At 71.8% G+C, this 19304-nt stretch carries 18 protein-coding genes; 5 read left to right on the forward strand and 13 right to left on the reverse strand.

What is annotated here, in order from left to right; all coding sequences use genetic code 11:
- The 4 genes from H489_RS23920 to H489_RS23935 form a co-directional block, all read right to left on the reverse strand.
- Positions 1-1391: AAA family ATPase (locus H489_RS23920; protein ID WP_152427170.1), on the reverse strand; the 1391-nt coding region annotated here is incomplete at its 3' end.
- Positions 1391-2554: a metallophosphoesterase family protein gene (locus H489_RS23925; protein ID WP_017886210.1), complete on the reverse strand. Its 1164-nt coding sequence runs from the start codon at positions 2552-2554 to the stop codon at positions 1391-1393. The genes H489_RS23920 and H489_RS23925, both read right to left, overlap by 1 nt.
- Before the next feature lie 61 nt (positions 2555-2615).
- The gene (locus tag H489_RS36630; RefSeq protein ID WP_017886211.1) at positions 2616-3818 is read right to left on the reverse strand and encodes a S24/S26 family peptidase; all 1203 of its coding nucleotides are present in this window, start codon (positions 3816-3818) and stop codon (positions 2616-2618) included.
- Positions 3819-3886: 68 nt separating this feature from the next.
- A complete protein-coding gene (locus H489_RS23935; protein ID WP_017886212.1) occupies positions 3887-4486 on the reverse strand; it encodes a hypothetical protein in 600 nt (199 codons plus the stop codon).
- Positions 4487-4694: 208 nt separating this feature from the next.
- Here H489_RS23935 and H489_RS38465 point away from each other — a divergent pair, with 208 nt between their 5' ends.
- Together H489_RS38465 and H489_RS23945 are read left to right on the forward strand one after the other, a co-directional pair.
- A complete protein-coding gene (locus H489_RS38465; RefSeq protein ID WP_017886213.1) occupies positions 4695-5261 on the forward strand; it encodes a MarR family winged helix-turn-helix transcriptional regulator in 567 nt (188 codons plus the stop codon).
- A gap of 36 nt (positions 5262-5297) precedes the next feature.
- On the forward strand, positions 5298-5807 hold the full coding sequence (locus tag H489_RS23945; RefSeq protein ID WP_031259296.1) for a mycothiol transferase: 510 nt from the start codon (positions 5298-5300) through the stop codon (positions 5805-5807).
- 139 nt (positions 5808-5946) lie between these two features.
- Here the strand turns inward: H489_RS23945 and H489_RS23950 are convergent, their stop codons facing one another.
- The 4 genes from H489_RS23950 to H489_RS23970 form a co-directional block, all read right to left on the reverse strand.
- Positions 5947-6663 carry a response regulator gene (locus tag H489_RS23950; protein ID WP_017886215.1) on the reverse strand — a complete coding sequence of 239 codons (717 nt, stop codon included), beginning with the start codon at positions 6661-6663 and terminating at the stop codon, positions 5947-5949.
- Positions 6660-7865 carry a sensor histidine kinase gene (locus H489_RS23955; protein WP_017886216.1) on the reverse strand — a complete coding sequence of 402 codons (1206 nt, stop codon included), beginning with the start codon at positions 7863-7865 and terminating at the stop codon, positions 6660-6662. The genes H489_RS23950 and H489_RS23955 overlap by 4 nt, the downstream gene beginning before the upstream one ends.
- 655 nt (positions 7866-8520) lie before the next feature.
- Positions 8521-9765: a glycosyltransferase 87 family protein gene (locus H489_RS23965; protein WP_081612199.1), complete on the reverse strand. Its 1245-nt coding sequence runs from the start codon at positions 9763-9765 to the stop codon at positions 8521-8523.
- A gap of 151 nt (positions 9766-9916) precedes the next feature.
- Complete coding sequence (locus H489_RS23970; RefSeq protein ID WP_152427171.1) at positions 9917-10699, reverse strand: BPL-N domain-containing protein; 783 nt, start codon at positions 10697-10699, stop codon at positions 9917-9919.
- A 211-nt stretch (positions 10700-10910) separates the two neighbouring features.
- On the opposite strand from H489_RS23970, the gene H489_RS23975 reads away from it, so the two are divergent.
- Both H489_RS23975 and H489_RS23980 read left to right on the forward strand, forming a co-directional pair.
- The gene (locus H489_RS23975; protein ID WP_231564072.1) at positions 10911-11540 is read left to right on the forward strand and encodes a response regulator; all 630 of its coding nucleotides are present in this window, start codon (positions 10911-10913) and stop codon (positions 11538-11540) included.
- A 62-nt stretch (positions 11541-11602) separates the two neighbouring features.
- Positions 11603-12679, forward strand: a complete 1077-nt coding sequence (locus tag H489_RS23980) for a sensor histidine kinase (protein ID WP_167578287.1) — start codon at positions 11603-11605, stop codon at positions 12677-12679.
- A 63-nt stretch (positions 12680-12742) separates the two neighbouring features.
- On the opposite strand, the gene H489_RS23985 is transcribed toward H489_RS23980, so the two are convergent.
- The 5 genes from H489_RS23985 to H489_RS24000 are packed head-to-tail and all read right to left on the reverse strand — an operon-like array spanning position 12743 to position 18559.
- Complete coding sequence (locus tag H489_RS23985) at positions 12743-14998, reverse strand: heavy metal translocating P-type ATPase (protein ID WP_017886222.1); 2256 nt, start codon at positions 14996-14998, stop codon at positions 12743-12745.
- Positions 14995-17109, reverse strand: a complete 2115-nt coding sequence (locus H489_RS0118440) for a cytochrome c oxidase assembly protein (RefSeq protein WP_017886223.1) — start codon at positions 17107-17109, stop codon at positions 14995-14997. The genes H489_RS23985 and H489_RS0118440 overlap by 4 nt, the downstream gene beginning before the upstream one ends.
- Complete coding sequence (locus H489_RS23990) at positions 17102-17311, reverse strand: heavy-metal-associated domain-containing protein (RefSeq protein ID WP_017886224.1); 210 nt, start codon at positions 17309-17311, stop codon at positions 17102-17104. Before H489_RS23990 ends, H489_RS0118440 begins: the two co-directional genes overlap by 8 nt.
- A 41-nt stretch (positions 17312-17352) precedes the next feature.
- Positions 17353-18165, reverse strand: a complete 813-nt coding sequence (locus H489_RS23995; protein ID WP_017886225.1) for a M56 family metallopeptidase — start codon at positions 18163-18165, stop codon at positions 17353-17355.
- A 16-nt stretch (positions 18166-18181) separates the two neighbouring features.
- Entirely contained in the window at positions 18182-18559 is a 378-nt protein-coding gene (locus H489_RS24000) for a BlaI/MecI/CopY family transcriptional regulator (RefSeq protein WP_017886226.1), read from the reverse strand.
- Positions 18560-18670: 111 nt separating this feature from the next.
- On the opposite strand from H489_RS24000, the gene H489_RS36640 reads away from it, so the two are divergent.
- Entirely contained in the window at positions 18671-19291 is a 621-nt protein-coding gene (locus H489_RS36640; RefSeq protein WP_017886227.1) for a DUF5134 domain-containing protein, read from the forward strand.
- Positions 19292-19304: the final 13 nt, after the last annotated feature.

Raw genomic sequence — 19304 nt, forward strand, 5'->3', positions numbered from 1 at the left:
CGGGCACCGGCCACGACCCGCTCGGCCTGGGCCGCGCGGTGCTCGGCGCGGTCGCGGGCGGCCAGGTCGGCGCGGAGCGACTGCACACGAGCGACCTCGTGCGCCGCGGCGTCCGCGTCGGCAGCGGTCGTCGACGCGGACCGGGCGGCCTCGACGATCCGTGCGCGTTCCGCCGGCCGGGCTTCGAGCGCGGTGTCGAGGGCGGCGAGGTCGTCGGTGAGCCGTGCTGCGGTCGCGGTGGCATCGGCGATCGCGGTGCGCCGGGCGTCCGCCTCGGCCTCGACCGCGACGAGGTGCCGGACGCCGGACAGCGCGTCGGTCAGCGTGTCGCGGCGCCGGACGATCTGCTCAGCGTCGACGGTGTCGAGCTCGTGCTCGTCACGCAGACGGGAGGCTGCCGCTGCGGTGTCGTCGGCACGCGCGATCGCGGCGTCGAGACCGTCGGCCACCGCCGCGACCCGGGCGGCGCGCTCCGCCGTCGCCACCGCGGTCCGTGCGCGTTGGATCGCGGGAGCGTCGTCGTCCAGGAGCGCCTGTCGCCGCAGCAGTGCCGATCGGCGCTCGAGGGCGGCCGCACGCGCCGTCACCGACCGTTCGTGCTCGGTCGCCGCCGTCGCGGCCGCAGCGGCAGCCGTCCGTGCTGCCCCGGCTGCGTCGGCCGTGGCACGCAGGGACACAACCGTGCCGGGGACGACGGTCTCGTCGGCGTCGTCGAGACCGGCCGCCTGGGCGAACCGGGCCAGGGCGTCGCGGACACGGTCGTCGGCCCCGTCGACCTCGGCCTGCACGGCCCGGCGGCGGGCGGCGAGTTCGTCGGCGGTGCGGTCGTAGACCTGGGTGCCGAACAGTGACTGCAGGAGCTTCCGGCGGTCTTCCCCCGGGGATCGGAGGAACCGGGCGAACTCGCCCTGCGGCAGCACCACGGTCTGCAGGAACTGCGCGCGGTCGAGCCCGACGATCCGGGCGATCTCGACCGCGGCCTCGGGGATGCGGGACGACATCGGTTCACCGACGACGTCGTCCGGCGCTGCGAGCCGGAACAGCTGCACGGACGCCTGCTGCTTCACCGTGCCGGTCCCCCGCTGCTTCGGGCGGTCGTACTGCGGCGTGCGTCGCACCCGGTAGGTGCCGGCGCCGGTCTCGAACACGAGCTCGACGAACGGCTCGACCGCGGGGTCGGCGTGCTGGCTGTGCAGCCGGTCGGAGCTGGCGTCGGACCCGGCGAGGCCGCCGTACAGGGCGAACACGACCGCGTCGATGATCGTCGACTTGCCGGAGCCGGTCGGCCCTTCGAGCAGGAACACTCCGGAGGCGGCGAGCGCCGCGAAGTCGATGGTCACGAGGTCGGGGTACGGGCCGATGGCGCGGAGTTCGAGTCGGTGCAGGTACATCAGCGGTCCCCCTCGCGCTGCAGGGCGAGCGCCGCGGCCTCGTACGCCTCGGTCAGCACGGCCCGTTCGTCGTCGTCGGGTGCCCCGCCGGTGGCGAAGGCCACGAAGTCGCCGGCGACCTCGACCGGGTCGGACGTCGCGGTGACGGCCCGTGCGGCGGTGGCGGCCGGTCGGTCCGCCGGTTCGTGGGTGATCGCCAGGGCGTGCGGGAAGTGGTCCTTCACCCGGGCGTACATGCGCTCGGGGTGCACGGTGTCGGTCACCGCGACGCGGACCCAGGCGTCGGCGTCGGCCCGGAAGGCCCCGGACTCGATGGCGTCGATGCTGCCCCGGACGTCGACCAGTCGCCGCGGGACCGGTGTCGGGACGAGTTCGACGGTGACGGCACCGGCCCCGTCGAGCTCGGCGATGGTCACGGACTTCCGCTGGTGCCGCTCGCCGAACGAGAACGCCAGCGGCGACCCGGCGTACCGGATCCGGCCGTCGTCGCCGACGCGCTGCGGGCCGTGCAGGTGCCCGAGGGCGACGTAGTCGAAGCCGTCGAACACGGACTCGGCCACGCGGTCGACCCCGCCGACGCGGATGTCCTGCTCGCTGTCGCTCGGGTCGGCACCCCCGACGAACGCGTGGGCGACGACCACGCTGCGGGTACCGGCACGGGTCGCGAGGTCGGTGCGGATCCGTTCGGTGGCGGCGTGGACGACGGCGTGGTGCGAGCGGGCGAGGGGTTCGTCGGGGACCGCGGCCAGGGCGTACCGGGTGAGGTCGGGGTGCAGGTACGGGATGCCGTACACGGCCACCGGGCCGTCGTCGTCGGCCACGAGCACGGGGTCGGCCACGTGCGCGGGCTCGGCGAGGATGCGGACGCGCTGCCCCATCACCCCGGCGCCGAAGCCGAGCCGAGCAGCGGAGTCGTGGTTGCCCGGGGTGAGCACCACCGTGGTGGTCTCGGCGAGCCGCTCGAGCACGCGCGAGAGCATGCGGACGGCGTCGACGGGCGGGATCGCACGGTCGTAGACGTCACCGGCGATGACGACGAGGTCGACGGCGCGCTCGCGGGCGAGGTCGACGAGCCAGTCGGTGAACGCGGCCTGGTGCTCGAGCAGGTCCGCACCCAGCAGTGTGCGGCCGAGGTGCCAGTCGCCGGTGTGCAGGATGCGCATGCGGCCACGGTAACGCCGTCCGGGGACATCCAGGGGCATCCCGCGGTGCCCTGTGGACGGCTCAGGTGGTCACACAGCTCGCGGATGCCATGCCCAGGACCGCGACGACCTTCACCTTGACGGTCGGCGTGCTCGTCGCCGTCCAGTTGTTGCCGAGGTTCGTGCGGAGGTTGAGCGTGTACGTCGTGCCGAGGTTCAGGAGTCCGGCGCCCCCGTAGACCATCGAACGGGCCCCGGCGAGCGTCGTGCTGGCCACCTGCGTCGTGCCGTTCATCAGGTCGAACGACACCGGCACGGTCGCACCGTTGTCGTAGGTCCAGGCGATCGTCACCGTGTTCGACCCGGCCGGCACGCAGGTCAGGGTGGGGACACCGGTCGCCGTGCCCGCCGTGAAGTTCGCGGTCGGTGCGACGGTGGTCCGCGACCACGGGGCCGCGTCCGCCGTCCCGGGCAGCAGCACGCCGGCCGCCGCGGCGAGCACGAGCACCGCTGCGCCCCCGCCGAGACGGCGCAGCCGCCGCCTGCGACGGACCCGTCGACGCAGGGCGCGACGGGTGAGGACGGTGGACGCGGCGGACGGGAGGCCCGTGGCGGCGCCGTCGGGCGCCTCCAGGCCGCCGTCGGTACCGTCTGCCGACCCGGTCGCGCCGTCCGGACCGGCCGCGTCGTCGGGGCCGTCGGCCGCGTCGTCGGCGTCGGCGTCGTCTGCGTCGACGAGCCGCCGGAGCGACCCGTCGATGGTGCAGAGCGCGAGCACCGCGGTCAGGCCGAGTGCGAGCATCGCGACCAGGCCCCACTCGCCAGCGCTGATCCACCGGATCGGTGCGCCGATGAACGGGATGCGCAGGAAGGCGATGCCGTGCACCGCGGAGCGCTCGATCGGCGTCGAGTCCTGCTGCGGGTTGGCGTCACCCTTCGTGACCATGGTGCCGCGGGAGCCGTCCTGCACGTACCGGTGCATGCGCATGTGGTCCGCCTGGTCCGGGTCGTCGGCGAGCAGGACCTTGCCCATGGCGATCTCGCCCGAGCCGACCGGCCGTGAGACGACCACGTCACCGGGGACGATCCGCGGCTCCATCGAGCCGGTCATCACGGTGGTGGGCTGCCAGCCGATGAGCGCCGGCGCAGCCGCCCAGAGCGCGAGGCCGAGCAGCGTCGCGACGACGCCGCGGGCAAGGGAGGCGACGACGACGCGCCCCCACTCGACGGCGTCACGGACCGCTGCGTGCGGTGCGGGACCACCGTGCACTGCGATGCTGCTCATGACTGCCTTCGACCGGGGGCGCGTTGCGGGGAGGGAACGGACGGGGCGGGTTCGGCCCCGGCCCCGACTCAGCTGTTCTGGGCCTCCCAGGTGAAGCCGAGGGCTGCGGTGCCGCCCTGCACGGTGTTCGGCGCGGTGCTCGAGACCGTGTAGGTGACGCGGTAGACGCGCGTCTCGGACGCGGTGCCGGTCGGGGTCCAGCTGCCGACGCCGGTCGCGTAGTTGGTCGAGGCGGCGCCGAAGCCCGCGACGGTGCCGCTGTAGAGCGAGCTGCCGGTGGCGGCCGGGGTGAAGCCGGAGCAGGAGCCGAAGCCACCGCCGGTGCCCTGCTCGACGGTCAGGTTGACGTTCGCCGCCAGGTCCTTCGTGGTCGTGACGTTCGTGCCGTACAGCTTCACGGCCGAGGGCAGCGAACCGGTCGAGGTCACCGTGATGCAGTTCGCACCGGTCGAGCCGGGCTTCAGGTTGCTCGCCGTGAACAGCGCGGTGTTGTTGTCGTCGTCGGACAGGGCGACACTGCCCGCCGTCCAGTTGTTCGTCGGGTTGACGGTGGTCGAGGAGAAGGCCGCGTACGAGGCCGTCGAGACGACGACCCCCGAGGCGACGAGCGCGGCGGGGATGGCGATCCAGGCGGCGAGGCGGGCAGCACGAGGCGTGACACGAGACATGGTTGGACTCCGTGAGGATGAGGTCTGATCGGTGGTTCGGACGGGCCCGCGGTGGTTGGTCGCGCTACGTGCCGAGGTGGTACGACGATCAAGCTACTTCGCCGTCGAGCAGCTCTCAATACCCGGGATGCCCCCATTGATGGGGGTATCTTGACGAGTGAGTTACTTGTTGACTGAAGTTCCACCCCTGCACCCGAGAAGAGCCCCCATGACGGACACCGACCAGGTCGTCCTCCCCCAGCGCGCACCCGCCGTCCCCGCGGCCAGGATCGCGCCGCGCACGCCCCCGGCACCGGTGTCGCCCGACGTCACCGCGGCCGACCCGGCAGGCACCGACGCCGACCTCCCACGGCTGCTCACCGCGTTCCGCGTGCTCCAGATGCAGCACGCGCGCGTCCTGCACCACGAGAGCACGAGCCGCGGACTGAACGCCACGGACACCCGCTTCGTGTTCTTCCTCAACGCAGCGGGCGGCCACGGCGTGACCCCGAAGCAGGCCGGCGAGTACCTCGAGCTCACCACCGGGGCGATGACGTCGCTCATCGACCGGCTCGAGAAGCACGGGCACCTCGAGCGCCGCCCGAACCCGGAGGACCGCCGGAGCGTGCTCCTGCACCTCACGCCGTCGGGCACCGCGGTCGCCCGCGAGGTCGGCGCCGTCTACTCGCAGGCGTTCCAGCAGGTCGTCGCACCGTCAGACCGCGCCGTCGTCGCCGCTGCCTTCGAGGGGTTCGCCGCGGCCCTGGAACGCCACCACCGGTCGTCCACCGAGTGAGCGCGGGTGTCACGGCCCGCGCGTAGCGTGAGCGCCATGACCCCCTCCGAACTCCTCACCGAAGCGTTCTCCCGCATCCCCGAGACCGTCGAGCGGGCCGTCGACGGGCTCTCCGAAGACCAGCTCGCAGCACGACCGGCAGCCGGGGCGAACACCCTGGCCTGGCTCGTGTGGCACATCGCCCGCGGCCAGGACGCGCAGATCGCCGACCTCGCCGGCTCCGAGCAGGTCTGGACGGCCAACGGCTGGTACGACCGGTTCGGCCTGCCGTTCCCGGCCGAGGCGCTCGGGTACGGCATGTCCCGCGACGACGTCGGCCGGGTGCGAGCCTCTGCCGACCTGCTCACCGGGTACCTGCGCGCAGTGCACGAGCGCACCGTCGCGTACCTCGGCACACTCGGCCCGGACGACCTCGACCCGGTCGTCGACGACGCGTGGGACCCGCCCGTGACGGCCGGCGCTCGGCTCGTGAGCATCCTCGACGACTGCACGCAGCACGCCGGCCAGGCCGGCTTCGTGCGCGGGCTGCTGTTCTTCAACCGCTGAGCGCGCGGGGCGCGCGCATCCAGTGCGCAGGAGACGACGAGTCTGCCGCGGCGACCCGACGTCCTGTGCTCGCTCGAAGACGGACTGGAGGCCCGTCACCAGCCGGTGTCGGGCCTCCAGTCCGTCAGGTGGTCGTGTCTCAGATCCCGATGGCGCCCGGTGCGTCACGGAGGCCGTGGTCGTGTGCCCAGACGACGAGGTGCACGCGGTCGCGCAGTCCGAGCTTGAGCAGGATGCTGCTCACCTGCGTCTTGACGGTCGACTCGCTGACGAACTCGGCGGTCGCGATCTCGGTGTTCGTCTCACCGCGTGCGACCCGGCGGAAGATGACGGCCTCGCGACGGGACAGCAGCTCGAACTCCGGCGGTGGCTCCTGCGAGGAGGGTTTCTGCCGGCCGCCGCCCTCGTCGTTGTCGTTGTCGTTGTCGTCGTTGTCGAGCAGGGCCGAGAGCTGCCCCGGAGCGAGCACCGCGTTCCCCTCGAACACGGTGCGGATCGCCGCGGTCAGGAACGCCGGGGTCGTGTCCTTCAGCAGGAAGCCCTGGGCGCCACTCCGGATCGCGTCCATCGCCGCACGGTCGAGCGCGAAGGTCGTGAGCACGATCACCCGGGGCACGACTCCACCGGCATCGGACGTCTGCGCAGCAGCCAGGGTGCGCATCGTCTCGAGCCCGCTCATCACCGGCATCCGCATGTCGAGCAGCACGACGTCCGGACGGGTCGTGCGGATGACCGCGAGGCCGTCGACGCCGTTCCCCGCCTCGCCGACGACGACCATGTCGTCCTGCGCGTCGAGCACACCGCGCAGTCCGGAACGGAACAGTTCCTGATCGTCGACCAGGACGACCCGGATCACTCGGCACGCCCCGACGTCGACGCGGTCAGTGGGACGTGCACGCGGATCCGGAAGACGCCGTCGGCGCGCTCGATCTCGACGTCTCCGCTGATCGCCGCGAGCCGCGTCCGGATACCGGGGATGCCGCGCCCTCCGCCGCTGTCCGGTTCGTCGGCGATCTGGTTCTGGGCCTCGATCACGAGCATCTCGGGACTCCATCGTTCTCGCAGCAGGACAGGGGTGGCCGGGACACCGTGCCGGACGGCGTTCGTGAGCATCTCCTGGACGATCCGCCGGATCACGATCCCGCTCCGGTCCGGCACCGACGTGGGCACGCCGTCGACGGCCCGCCGGACGTCGACACCCGCTCCGCGGAGCTCGCCGACGAGCGCCGCGACGGTCTCCTGATGGGAGCCGGGTCGGGTGACTTCCTCGGTGTCGTCGAGGACGTCACGGATCTCCTGCATCGATGACCGGGCGGTGGTGCCGATGGTCGCCGTGATGTCGTGCAGCCGATCGACGTCGTCGACGAACGAAGCGAGGTCCGACTGGGCGATCACGACCGTCAGGGCATGCCCGACGACGTCGTGGACGTCACGGGCGATGTCGGCGCGGAGCCGCTCGAAGCGCGCCGCCTCCTCGGCACGGTCCGCGTGCACCTGCGCGCGTTCCCGGAGTGCCGTCACGACCCGGTTCGTCCGACGCAACCGGACGAGGACGCCGACGAGCCAGGCCGAGACGAGGACCACCGCCGGCGCGAAGAGCGCCACCGCCTGGACCTCCGTGGGCTCGGAGAGGAGGTCCCCGTACCGCCCTCCTCCGAAGGAGAGCGCCCACGCGGCGTAGAACCCACCGAACGCGGCACCGAAGCCGGCGACACCGACCAGCACACGGGAGCCGTAGGCCGCGGCCGTGCCGAGGACGATCATGTACGCCAGGGCGAGGGGACTCAACCGGTCCCCGTACACGTACGACTCGACAACGGCGAGCACGAGCAGCGCTCCGAGGGCGCCGGGGACCCAGACACGTCGCAGCGTCATCGCGACGAAGGCGGCGGCCAGCGCTGCGGCGCCCGGGACCACGAAGAGGTGCACCGGGACCAGGAGCTGTGCGAGCGCTCCGGCGACGACCACACCGGCGAGCAGGGCGTCCTGCAGCAGCAGCCGTCCCCTCGACGCCCGAGCGGACAGCGCCCTCCGGCTCTTCGCCCCGCGGATCAGCATCTGCGTAGGCTACGCGCCGGTCGGCAGTGGAGGCGCACGAGGTCGGCGGGGGTGCTGCGCGGCCACCAGAGGACGAACCATCCGGACCCGACGGACGCGTCCACGGTCGGCAGATCGGGGACCTCGGCGGTCAGGGCGACCGTCGCCGGCGATGTGCGGCCCGCGACGAAGCCGAGTGACACGTGGTCGACGTGGTCGACGAGTCCGCCGCCGACGGCGCTCCGCGTCACGCCTCGACCTGATCCGTCAGCGTCGGCCAACCCGCGGAACAGCAGGAGACGATCCCGAACCAGCAAGCAGAGACGGGGACCCGACTGTGTCCGCATGATGATCGCCGTGATGCTGCCGCGGGTCTCCGACAGCGCCGCCGGATCGGGCGCCGGTGCGGCCGCTGGCTCGTCGTTGCTGCCGGCTGCGCAGCGACGCAACGACGCAGTGCTCGCGGCGCCGGGGATCGGTGTCGCTGTCCAACCGGCCAGGTCTCGCTGCGTCGGCGACCCGACGATGACCGGACCGTCTCGGTCCACCGTCACTCCCCCGGACGTCGGTGCCGACGGCAGCAGGACGGTTGCGGCGACCGCGGCGGGGACGGCGACGGCAAGGACCACGGCGACGACGGACCACGCGGTCCGGCGGAGCCCCTGGGCTGAGTCGTTCATGCGGGAAGCGGCCGTTCTCCCGCTCCGGCGGACGGGAGCGTGAGCATCGCCGCGATGATCGCGGCTGCGGACAGCAGCAGGGACTCGCGCCACAGCGGTGCGACGGCGAGCAGCGCTGGAGCGTTGCTCGCGATGAAGTCCGCGAAGCTGGGACCGGGGATGGTCAAGCCGAGCACCACGACCGCGAACCCGACGCGGTGGGACCTGCGGCCGAGCCGCTGGAAGACGAGGATCGCACCGGGGAGGATCCACACCCAGTGGTGGATCCAGCTGATCGGCGAGAGCATCGGCGCGACGAGTCCGATCGCGACGATCGCCTCGATCCGGCGGCCGCGACGGTGCAGGATCCGTGCCGCGGCGAGGCCGATGACCGCGGCTCCGCCGACCAGCACGGGAGTCCAGGAGACGGAACCCGGGGCGAGCCCGGCGACGGCACCGGTGATCGAGTTGTTCCCCGACGACGCGATCGCGTGACCGGTGAGGTCGACACGGTCGGACAGGTGGAACACGGTGTCGGTCCAGAAGTGCACGCTCATGCCCGGCAGGACGACGAAGCCCAGCGCCGTCGCGGCGACGAACCCGACGGTCGACCACGCGCACCGCCGCCACTGTCCGGTGACGGCGAAGAAGACGATGAACAGTGCCGGGGTCAGTTTGATCGCAGCCGCGACACCGATCAGGACGCCGACCGGACGCTGCCGACCGAAGAGACGCCGCGGACCGAGGACATCGACCAGCACGAGCGCCATGAGCAGCAGGTTGATCTGGCCGTACACGAGGTGCTGGACGGCGATCGTCGTGCCGCACGCCAGGACGAGGATCACGACCTGCCGAGGACGGACCGCTGCACCCGGAGCCGTTCGTCCGAAGACGAGCACGACCGCCGCGATCACCGCGACGCTCAGCACGGTCCAGCAGACGAACGCCGCGTGCCAGCCGAGCAAGCCGGTCGGTGTGAGTGCGATCGCGGCGAAGGGCGTGTAGGTGAAGGGCATCCCGCCCGGACCCAGCTTCGGGTCCGTCAGGTTGCCGTCGTAGAGGTCGCCTCCGTGCAGGAGCACCGGGACGCTCGATCGGTACACCAGGAAGTCGACCGGCAACAGGTGCGGGACGAGCGACAGCACCGAGAACACCACCGTCACCACGGCCGCGACACCACCGAACGCGACCGCCGCGCGCCCGGTCCACCATCGGTGTGCCGGCAGCACGATCGGGCTTGCAACTGTGGTTTCGGAGGCCATGCTGCGACGCTACGAGCCGGACGAGGGGCCCCGAATCGGCGCTGCGCTGAACTCCGGTGGCGCGCTGCGCCCGACTTTCATCCCCGAGGAGGATGCGCGGCGCGGACGACACGGCGAGCGGTGGCCGACGCGGGGCTGGCGCCCCCTTCGATCACCCGCAGGTCGTGGTGATGAGGTCGCGAGCGAGGTCGAGCCGGTACCCGTCCGGGTTGCGCACGCCGGCCGCTTCGAACCAGGACCTGTCCGCTTCGGGGTGCGGTCCGCTGACGCCGACGCGACCGGCCCCGAAGGAAGCGACCAACGCTGCGGGCACCCCGTCGGGGTACTGACCGAGCACCTCGGCTCGGGCGTTCCGGTCCAGGGCGAAACCCGGGCCGTCCTGGAAGTACATGTGCCGTCTCCTGCCGCGCCAGGTGACGGGTACGACCGTGTCCCGGTCGTCGGGGACCGATGCGCCAGCCGATCCGGCCCACCCGAACGTGTCGCCGGGGAGCAGGTCGAGCCCCGGGTTCGAACCCGCGAGGTACGCACCGAAGCACAGCCCGAGGAAGGATCCGCCGTCGTGCACCCAGGATCGGATGGCGTCAGCGGACGGTCGCAGGTCTCGCCACGTCGCGTCGAGGTCCGCTCCCCCTCCTGGCTGCACGTACAGTGCGGCTGCATCGAGCGCTGACCTGGAGATCGGGTGCGGCGTCCCTGGGCCGACGAACCGGACGCGGAACGGCCTCGGACCCGATCGCAGGACGGTGGCGATCGTCGGCGCGCAGTCGGCGCACCCCTGCGGGCCGCCGTACACCAGCGCCAACGGCAGGGCGTCCGACGGAGCCCTCGGTACCGCGCACGCGGACAGGAACGTGGCCGCAGAGACGATCGCTGCCGCAGCGAAGCCGCGACGGGAGAGCGCCGAGGAGTGCGAGGGACGTGGAGTGTTCATGAGATGCCTACCGTTCTGCTCCGTCTCCCGACCACGCTGCCGTCCGCCGACTTCGCCTGCTCCCCCACTTCGGCGGCAACCACCCCGCCATGTGGCGGGTTGTCGCTGTGCGACGACCGCCACTGGCAGGCGCCCTGTTACTCTCACGATCGATCCTCGGAGCGCGTGCGCCGGGGCCGGTGCGGGGTGGACGAGTGTGACGACGGTTGTGGTGATCGACGACGAGATCCTGGTGCAGCGGGGCCTCGCGATGATCCTCTCCGCTGCAGAGGACATCGACGTGGTCGGGACCGCGGACGGTGTCGCGGCAGTGGCACTGATCGATCGGACCGACCCGGACGTGGTCCTGCTCGACATCGAGATGCCGCAGATCGACGGGTTCTCGGTCCTCCGTGCCCTGCAACGACGCCGTTCCAGGGCGATCGTGGCGATCCTGACCACCTTCGACACCGCGCCCTACGTCGACCAGGCACTGCAGCTGGGGGCGCGCGGGTACCTGGTGAAGGACACCGACCCGGACGCGTTGGCGACCTTCGTGCGCAGCCTCGTGGCGGGTGGGATCCTGCTCGCTCCGTCGGCTGGCCGTGCACTCGCCGGCCCGAGACGCGAACGGCGGACACGGGCCCTGTTGTCGGAGCTCTCACAGCGCGAGACCGACGTCCTCCGATGCCTGGCCGAGGGTCAGACGAACATCGAGATCGCCAAGGAGCTGCACCTGGCAGTCGGGACGGTCAAGGACCACGTCAGCGTCATCCTGCGCAAGCTCGGGGTCGCCACGCGTGTCCATGCGGCGCTCCTCGCGGAACGTGGCGGTCTGCTCGACCGGCCGGCCGAACGATGAACCACCGCGAGGTCGACCGCAACGGCACTCGCCTGCCGAGCTGGTTGCGCTGGGGATCCGAAGTGGCGGTGACGCTCGCCGCGATCGTGGACGCCGCCAGCGGTTCCGGGCAGCTGAACGGTCTCGAGGTCGGTGTCTCCGTGGTGGCGATCCTCGCGATGCCGCTGCGCCACCGCTGGCCACTCGTCGCCTTCGCCCTCGTGCTCCCGGGCCTGTACTTCGCCGAGAGCGGCATCGCCGCCATCGTCGTCCTCTACGCCGTGGCCGCCGCCGGTCGCCGGTCCTGGGTCGTCGCCGCGTGTGTGGTGTTCGTCTTCGCGGGTTTCCAACCCATCTCGTCGATCACACCGCTGTCGAGAGACACCCTCATCACGGTCGTCTACGGCGTCCTGTTCGCCGTCGGTCCCGCAGCACTCGGCATGCTCGTCACCGCCCGCCGTGCGCTCCGAGCACAGATGCACGAACTCCGCAGAGCGCACGACAACGAGCAACACCAGCGCGTCCAGGAAGCGCTCGAGCTCGAACGCGCCGCACTCGCTCGGGAGATGCACGACGTCGTGTCGAACCACGTCAGCCTCATCGCCGTGCAGGCGGGCGCACTCCAGGTGGCGTCGCCGGACGCAGCGGCCCGCGAGACCGCGCGCACGATCCGGCAGCTCAGCGCCAGCACGCTCGACGAGCTCCGTACCATGCTCGGCGTGCTCCGCTCCTCCACGGCGACCGGGCGGCCCGATCTCGGCGCGCCACGCACTGCCGCGACCGCCGACGACTTCGCCGCGCTCGTCAGCGCCAGCGGGATCACGGCGACGACCAGGCTCGACCTCCCCCTGGAGACGCCCCCAGCTGTTCGCCGCGCGCTCTACCGAGGACTGCAGGAGAGCCTCACGAACGTCCGGAAACACGCCGCCCCCGGACCGGTCGACATCTCCGTCGACACCCTGGAGGACGCCGTGGTCCTCGTGGTCCGCAATGCGGTGGCGGCGCACGGAGCGCAACCCGCCGGCCCGCTGCCCAGCGGACAGTACGGGCTCCTCGGACTCGCCGAACGCGCCGAGCTCCTCGGCGGCTTCTGCACCAGCGGCCTGACCGAGAGCGGCGACTTCGAGGTCCGGATGGTGCTTCCCCGAGTCCGGACCTGACGGTCGACACCGTCGCTGGCACGCCGGTTCTGCCCCGGCCCCACCACTCCCGCCGAGGGCGGACTACGACCTCCCGTACGACCGCAGCCGGAGACTGTTCGAGACGACGAGCGTCGAGGACAGCGCCATCGCGGCGGCGGCGATGAGCGGGTTGAGCAGCCCGGCCGCGGCGAGCGGGATCGCGGCGATGTTGTAACCGAACGCCCACACGAGGTTGATGCGGATGGTCCGGAGGGTCGCGCGGGAGAGCTGCACTGCGTCGACGACGGCGCGGAGATCCTCGCGGACGATGATGACGTCGGCGGCCTTCAGGGCGATGTCCGTGCCCTCGACAACGGCGACGCCGAGGGTTGCGGTGGCGAGGGCTGCGGAGTCGTTGACGCCGTCGCCCACCATGGCGACGTGGTGCCCGGCCGCCTGCAGCTGGGCGATGCGTTCGGCTTTCTCGTCGGGCAGGACGCGGGCGATGACCTCGTCGATGCCGACCTCACCGCCGACAGCGGACGCCGTCGTCTCGGAGTCCCCGGACAGGAGGACGGTGCAGAGGCCGAGGGCGCGCAGCTGCGCGACGGCCTCGATCGCGCCGGGACGGAGCGCGTCCCGGACGGTGAGCACTGCGGCCACGTCGCCGTCGACGGCGACGAGCACCACGGTGGCGCCGGACGCTTCGCGGTCCGCGACGACCGCGGCGACGCGGTCGCCGACCCGCACCCCCGCGGCTTCGAGCAGCTCGGACCGGCCGATGACGCAGGCGCGGTCACCGACGGTCCCAGCTGCTCCCAGTCCGGCGTGTGCGGTGAAGTCCGCGACCGGCTCCAGGGTGCCGAACCGGCTGCTGGCTGCGGCGGTGATCGCCGCCCCGATGGGGTGCTCTGACGCTGCTTCGAGGGCGCCGGCGAGGGCGAGGGCCGTGTCGGCGTCGGTGGTGAAGGTGTCGACGGCGGTGAGGGTCATCCGGCCGGTGGTGAGGGTGCCGGTCTTGTCGAAGACGACGGTGTCGATGCGACCGCTCGCCTCGAGGGCACTGGGGCCCTTGATGAGGATGCCGAGCTGGCCCCCGCGTCCGACGCCGACCATGAGCGCGGTCGGCGTCGCCAGGCCGAGCGCGCAGGGGCAGGCGATGATGAGGACGGCGACACCGTTCGCGATCGCGGTGCCAGGAGCCGCGCCGCTGACGAGCCAGCCGGCGGCGACGAGGATCGCGATGCCGATCACGACGGGTACGAACACGCTGGTGACCCGGTCGACGGTGCGCTGCACCGCGGCCTTGCGGCGTTGGGCGTCGTCGGCGACGGCGGCCATCTGGGCCAGGCGGGTGCGGGTGCCGACGGCGTCGGCGCGGATGACGAGCCGACCACCCTGGACGAGGGTGCCGCCGATGACCGTGCTCCCGGCCGTTGCCTCGACCGGGACGGACTCGCCGGTCATCGCGGACACTTCGAGCGTCGCGGCGCCGTCGGTGACGGTGCCGTCGACGGGGATGCGGCCGCCGGGGCGGACGACGACGAGGTTCCCGACCCGCACGGCACTCAGCGGAACAGTGCGCTCGGTGCCGTCGGTGACGACCTGCGCCTCGGTGACGCCGAGGTCACCGATGGCTTCGAGGACATCGGCGGCGCGTCGGCGGCTGCGGCTCTCGAAGTAGCGGCCGGCGAGCTGGAACGTGACCATGCCGGCGGCGACGTCGAGGTAGATCGAGTCCGCGCCGGCGGGAGTCCTCCCGAATCCGAGCCAGTACCCGGGAGTGGTGGCGGGGTCGACGAGGAGCGTCCAGAGCGCCCATCCGAAGGACACGACGACGCCGAGCGAGACGAGGGTGTCCATGCTGGTGCTGTGGTGCCGCAGTCCCCGGAGGGTGGCCCTGTGGAACGGCCACGCAGCCCAGGTGACGATCGGGACGGCGAGGAGGACGCAGAGCGCCTGCCAGCCGGGGAACCGCCACGCAGGGACGAGCGCCAGGATGATCGTGATGTCGCACAGCGGGATCGCCAGCAGTGCCGCGACGGCGAGGCGGCGGCGGAGCGTCGTGGTGCGGGTCTCCGCGGCGCGGGCGGACCAGGCGTCATCGCCCGGGGTGTGGACGGCGGCGGTGTAGCCGGCGCGCTCGACCTGCGCGATCGCGCTCGCGGCATCGGCGATCCCCAGACCGGCGACCGTGGCGCGTTCGGTGGCGAAGTTCACGGACGCAGTGACGCCGTCGAGCTTGCCGAGCTTGCGTTCGACCGCGTTGGCGCAGGCGGAGCAGGTCATCCCGCCGATGTCGAGTTCGAGCCGCTGCTCGGCTCGCTGGTCGGTTCGGGACGGGGTGGTGGTGGTCACGGCTGCTCCCGGTGGTCGGTGACGGTCAGCGCCCGACGGTCGTCGGCGCGCTCGTGCTCGTTCGTCGAGCCGGGCCCGGTGGACCGTGTCGGATCGGCCCGCTGTGCAGGTGCGGTGGTGTCGCGGGTGGTGAGCTTGCTGAGCATGGCGTTGTACTGCTCGTGGTCGTCGTCGAGGCCCCGGTCGGCGTGCCGGTCGATGCGCTTGGCCTGTCGAGCGTCCTGCTTGGCCCACTGGGTGACGAGGGCGATCACCACGACGATCAGCGGCAGCTCACCGGCGGCCCAGGCGACGCCACCGGCGACGTACTGGTCGTGGGCGAGACTGCCGATCCACGGGATGTCGAGGTACTGGAAGTACGTGCCTGCGAGCAGGGTGTCGCTGGTCATCACGACGACGCCGAAGAACGCGTGGAAGGGCATCGCTGCGAGGACGAGGCCGAGCTTGCCGATGTGCGGCAACGGACGGGGCGGTGCGTCGACGCCGATGATGAGGGCGTAGAAGACGTACCCGATGGCGAGGTAGTGCAGGGTCATCGCCTGGTGCGCCCAGTGGTACCGCATCGCCCAGTCGAAGAACGGGGTGAGGTAGATGCAGTAGTACGAGCCCACGAACACCGCCAGGACGTACACGGGGTTGTACGTGACCCGCAGCAGCTTCGAGTGGGTCACCGCGACGAGCCACTCGTGGGGGCCGGCGAAGGCATCGCGACGGTGCGCGGTCGTGGCGCGGAGGAACAGGGTGATGGGTCCGCCGAGGACGAGCAGCAGCGGGCCGAGCATGTTCAAGCTCATGTGCAGGCCCATGTGCACGGCGAAGGACGCCGACGAGTACGGGCCGACCCCGGACGAGGTGGTGATGATGACGGATGCCCAGCCGAGCATCCAGGCGCTGGTCCGGCCGTTCGACCAGTGGTCTCCGCGCTTCCGGAGTCGGATGACGGCGGCCGCGTACGTGGCGATCCCGGCGATCGCGATGACGAGGAAGAGGATGTTCACCCGGCCGGCGGTCCACAGGGTGATCGGGGTGAGGGGTGTGTCGACCTGGTACCCGAGGAAGAGCTGCTGTCCGTCGGTGGGGACGAAGTACACCGGCGGTGGGATCCGCGTCATGACGACGCCGATCGCGGCTGCGACCAGGAGCACCGCCAGGAGCACCGCCGGGGCGGTCGGGGTGGCGAACCAGCTCCTGCGGAGGAGGATCGGTCCGGCCACCGCGGCGACGAGGAGCAGCTGGGCGGCGAAGAGCACGCCGGTGGGCGCTTCCCACGGCGGCGTGCCGGCGAGTTCGACTGCGGCGATGATGATCGACCCGACCGTCCAGGTGATCCAGCCGGTGAGGGCGAGGATGCGGTGCCTGCGGATGGTGGCGGTGCCGGGACGGCTCACTCGCCACCGGCGGGCACCGGCAGCCGTGGCGCCGATCCAGATGCCGAGCGCGGGGGCGGCGAACATGGCGGCGTCCCCACCGAAGTCGTGGTTCGGGCCGACGAGCACCTGCGTCACCAGCACGGGGGCGAGGAGCCCGATGACGCCGATGCCGGTCAGGAGCAGGGTGCTGACCCAGCTGCGGACGAGGTACGCAGCGATGAGGATCGCGACCGCGATGCAGGCGACGACGATCCACGCGCCGGGGAGGTAGCTGGCCTGCACGAGGTAGCCGATCGCGCCCGGTGTCAGGAGCTTCGTCACCGGCTGCCCGCTCGCGTCTGCGGCGTCGACGGGGACCAGCAGCACCGCGGCGACCAGCCAGACGGTGGCGGCGGTGCGGACGATCGCGAGGTCGCGGTGGTTGTCGATGACCGTGCGTGACCGGCGCGGCGTGAGGAACACGGCAGCGGCGAGGCCGCCGGTCGTGAGGCCGCCGGTGACGTCGGCGGTGAGGCGGAGCACGGCGCTGAGCATCGAGGTGAGCATGCCCGGGTAGCCGCGGCTCAGCCGGTCGTACGAGGAAGGACCGAGCATCGCGACCGCGACCACGACGATGACGACCGCGATGACGGCGCCCACCCACGGCGATGCGCGCCTGAGCACACCCGACCGCCCCACGGCGGGCACGGTCGTCGGCCGGTTGCGCGTGGCCGGGGTGGCAGCGGCCTGGGTGTCAGGCACCGGCGAGCTCGTAGCCTGCCTCGTCGACGGCTTCGGCGATCGCTGCCGCATCCGGCCGGGCCGGTGCGGTGACGACGACGAGACCGGTCGCGGCGTCCGCAGTGACGAGCTCGACGCCGGCGATCGCTTCGAGTTCGCCGGTGACGCGGCGTTCGCAGTGCTCGCAGGTCATCCCGACGACGTGGTACTCGAAACGCTCCATGCGCCCATTCTACAAAACGTAGAACGGGATGCGAGTCGAGGTCAGCGGGACTGCAGGACCGGGGCCGGGTGGCGGCGGTGCGGCCAGCTCTTCACCGGCGAAGCGGCGAGACGTGCGGCGCGGAGCTCGAGGCCCGGGCTCGGGTCGATCCGGTTCATCAGCGTCAGTGCATTGCAGACGGTCGCAGGTCCGCAGATGCGGGCGGCGGTGTCGTCTGCGACGAGTTCGATCAGCAGCGCGACCGTTCGACGGAACTCCCGGGCAGTCCGGAGTCGTGGGAACGCGGCAGCGTTCAGCGCAGCGACGCGGCCGATGAGGTCATGCCGGCCGAGCACGTGCGCACGTTCGTGCTCGACGACGGCGCGGACACAGGCAGGGGGCATCGCGTTCTCGACTCCGGTCGAGATCAGCACGCGCCCGTCAGCGGTGGAGCAGGCGATCGGATCCGACGTGTGCAGGTACGCGATCTCGTGCCCGCCGATGTGCTCGGTCCGCACGGTGGAACGGGCGACGAGCAGCGTCACCGCGACGTCGGTGCGGCGCTTCGCGGCCGAGATCGGTTCTGCGTTCGCGGCGAGGAGCGCGGCGACACCACCGGCGACGCCGAGCCCGCACCAGGCGAAGAGGCCGGCGGCGGGAGCGCCGATCCCGTGCGCGTGCGCATTCGTTGCGACGACGACCGACGCGATCCCCACGCTCAGCAGCAGCGAGCTCGCGGCGACCGTCAACGCTCCGAGCCAGAGGTGGAGCGCGACCTGCGGACGGTGCAGCCACCAGGTGCCACGAGTGAGGATGCTCGGAGCCAGCACGGTGACGACAACCGCGAGGGCCACGAGGCCGAGGACGGCGATCACAGCACCGATCCTCCCGTCACGCGCCCGTGCGGTCGATGCCGGCTCCGCCGAGGGCGGCACGCAGCACGTCCAGGTCATCCGCGCCGAGCGAACCGGTGAAGCGCTGCAGGACCGCGGTGCGATCAGTCGACCGACCGAGCACCTCCGTCATCGAATCAGCGGCCTCGGCAGGGTCCGCCTTCGTCGCCCGGTAGGCCTTCGATGCCGGGTCCCGCTCGACGAGCCCCTTCCGCTCCAGCCTGGCGAGGACGGTCAACACCGTCGTGGAGGCCAGCGGGCCGACCTCTGCTGCGAGCGCATCGTGCACCTGCCGGCCGGTGTGCGCCGCATCCTGCGCCCAGAGCAGCTGCAGCACACCCGCCTCGAGGGACCCGTGCGCACGACGCGGACTCATCCGCGCGCCCCGAACTCATCGACCATGCGCCGATTCTACATACAGTAGAAACTGGCTTCTACAACTTGTAGAGTGGCGCCGCCACCCGCCGCGATGAAAGGTCCACCCCTCGTGTCACACAGCCTGCCGCTGTCCGTCCTCCTCACGGTGCTGTTCGCCGTGACGGCAGTCGGGTACCTCGGCTTCGCCTTCCGCCCCGGCAGCAGCGGTGTCGCACGGGTCAGTGACGTCTTCCACGTGCTGATGAGCGTCGCGATGCTGGCGATGCCGTGGGCCTGGGGGATGACCCTCGCGCCGCCGACGCTGCAGATCCTCGTGTTCGGCCTCGCGACGTCGTTCTACCTCGTCCTCACGCTCGGCAGCAGCCGGTACGGCAGCCACGAGCACCACGGACCCGGCGGCTCCGGGCGACTGGTGCTGGGCTACCACGTGGTGATGATGGCGGCGATGACCCTCATGGGCGTGATGATGCTGCCCATGGCCGGCGGGGCTCCGATGTCGATGCCGGAGATGGACATGACCGGCAGCGGCCACAGCATGCACACCTCCTGGTCGGGATGGACACCGGTCTCGTGGGTCCTCGTCGTCGTGTTCGCGATCGCGACCGTCTGGATGCTGGTGCGGCTGATCGCGTCAGCGTGTGTCCGCCAACACCCCCTCGCACGCCTCGACGGCGTGCTCTTGCTGCTGATGAGTGCCGGGATGGCACTCGCGTCCATCCCCACGAGCTGAGGAACACCGCACC

The sequence above is a fragment of the Curtobacterium flaccumfaciens UCD-AKU genome, from assembly GCF_000349565.1.
Taxonomy (GTDB): domain Bacteria; phylum Actinomycetota; class Actinomycetes; order Actinomycetales; family Microbacteriaceae; genus Curtobacterium; species Curtobacterium poinsettiae.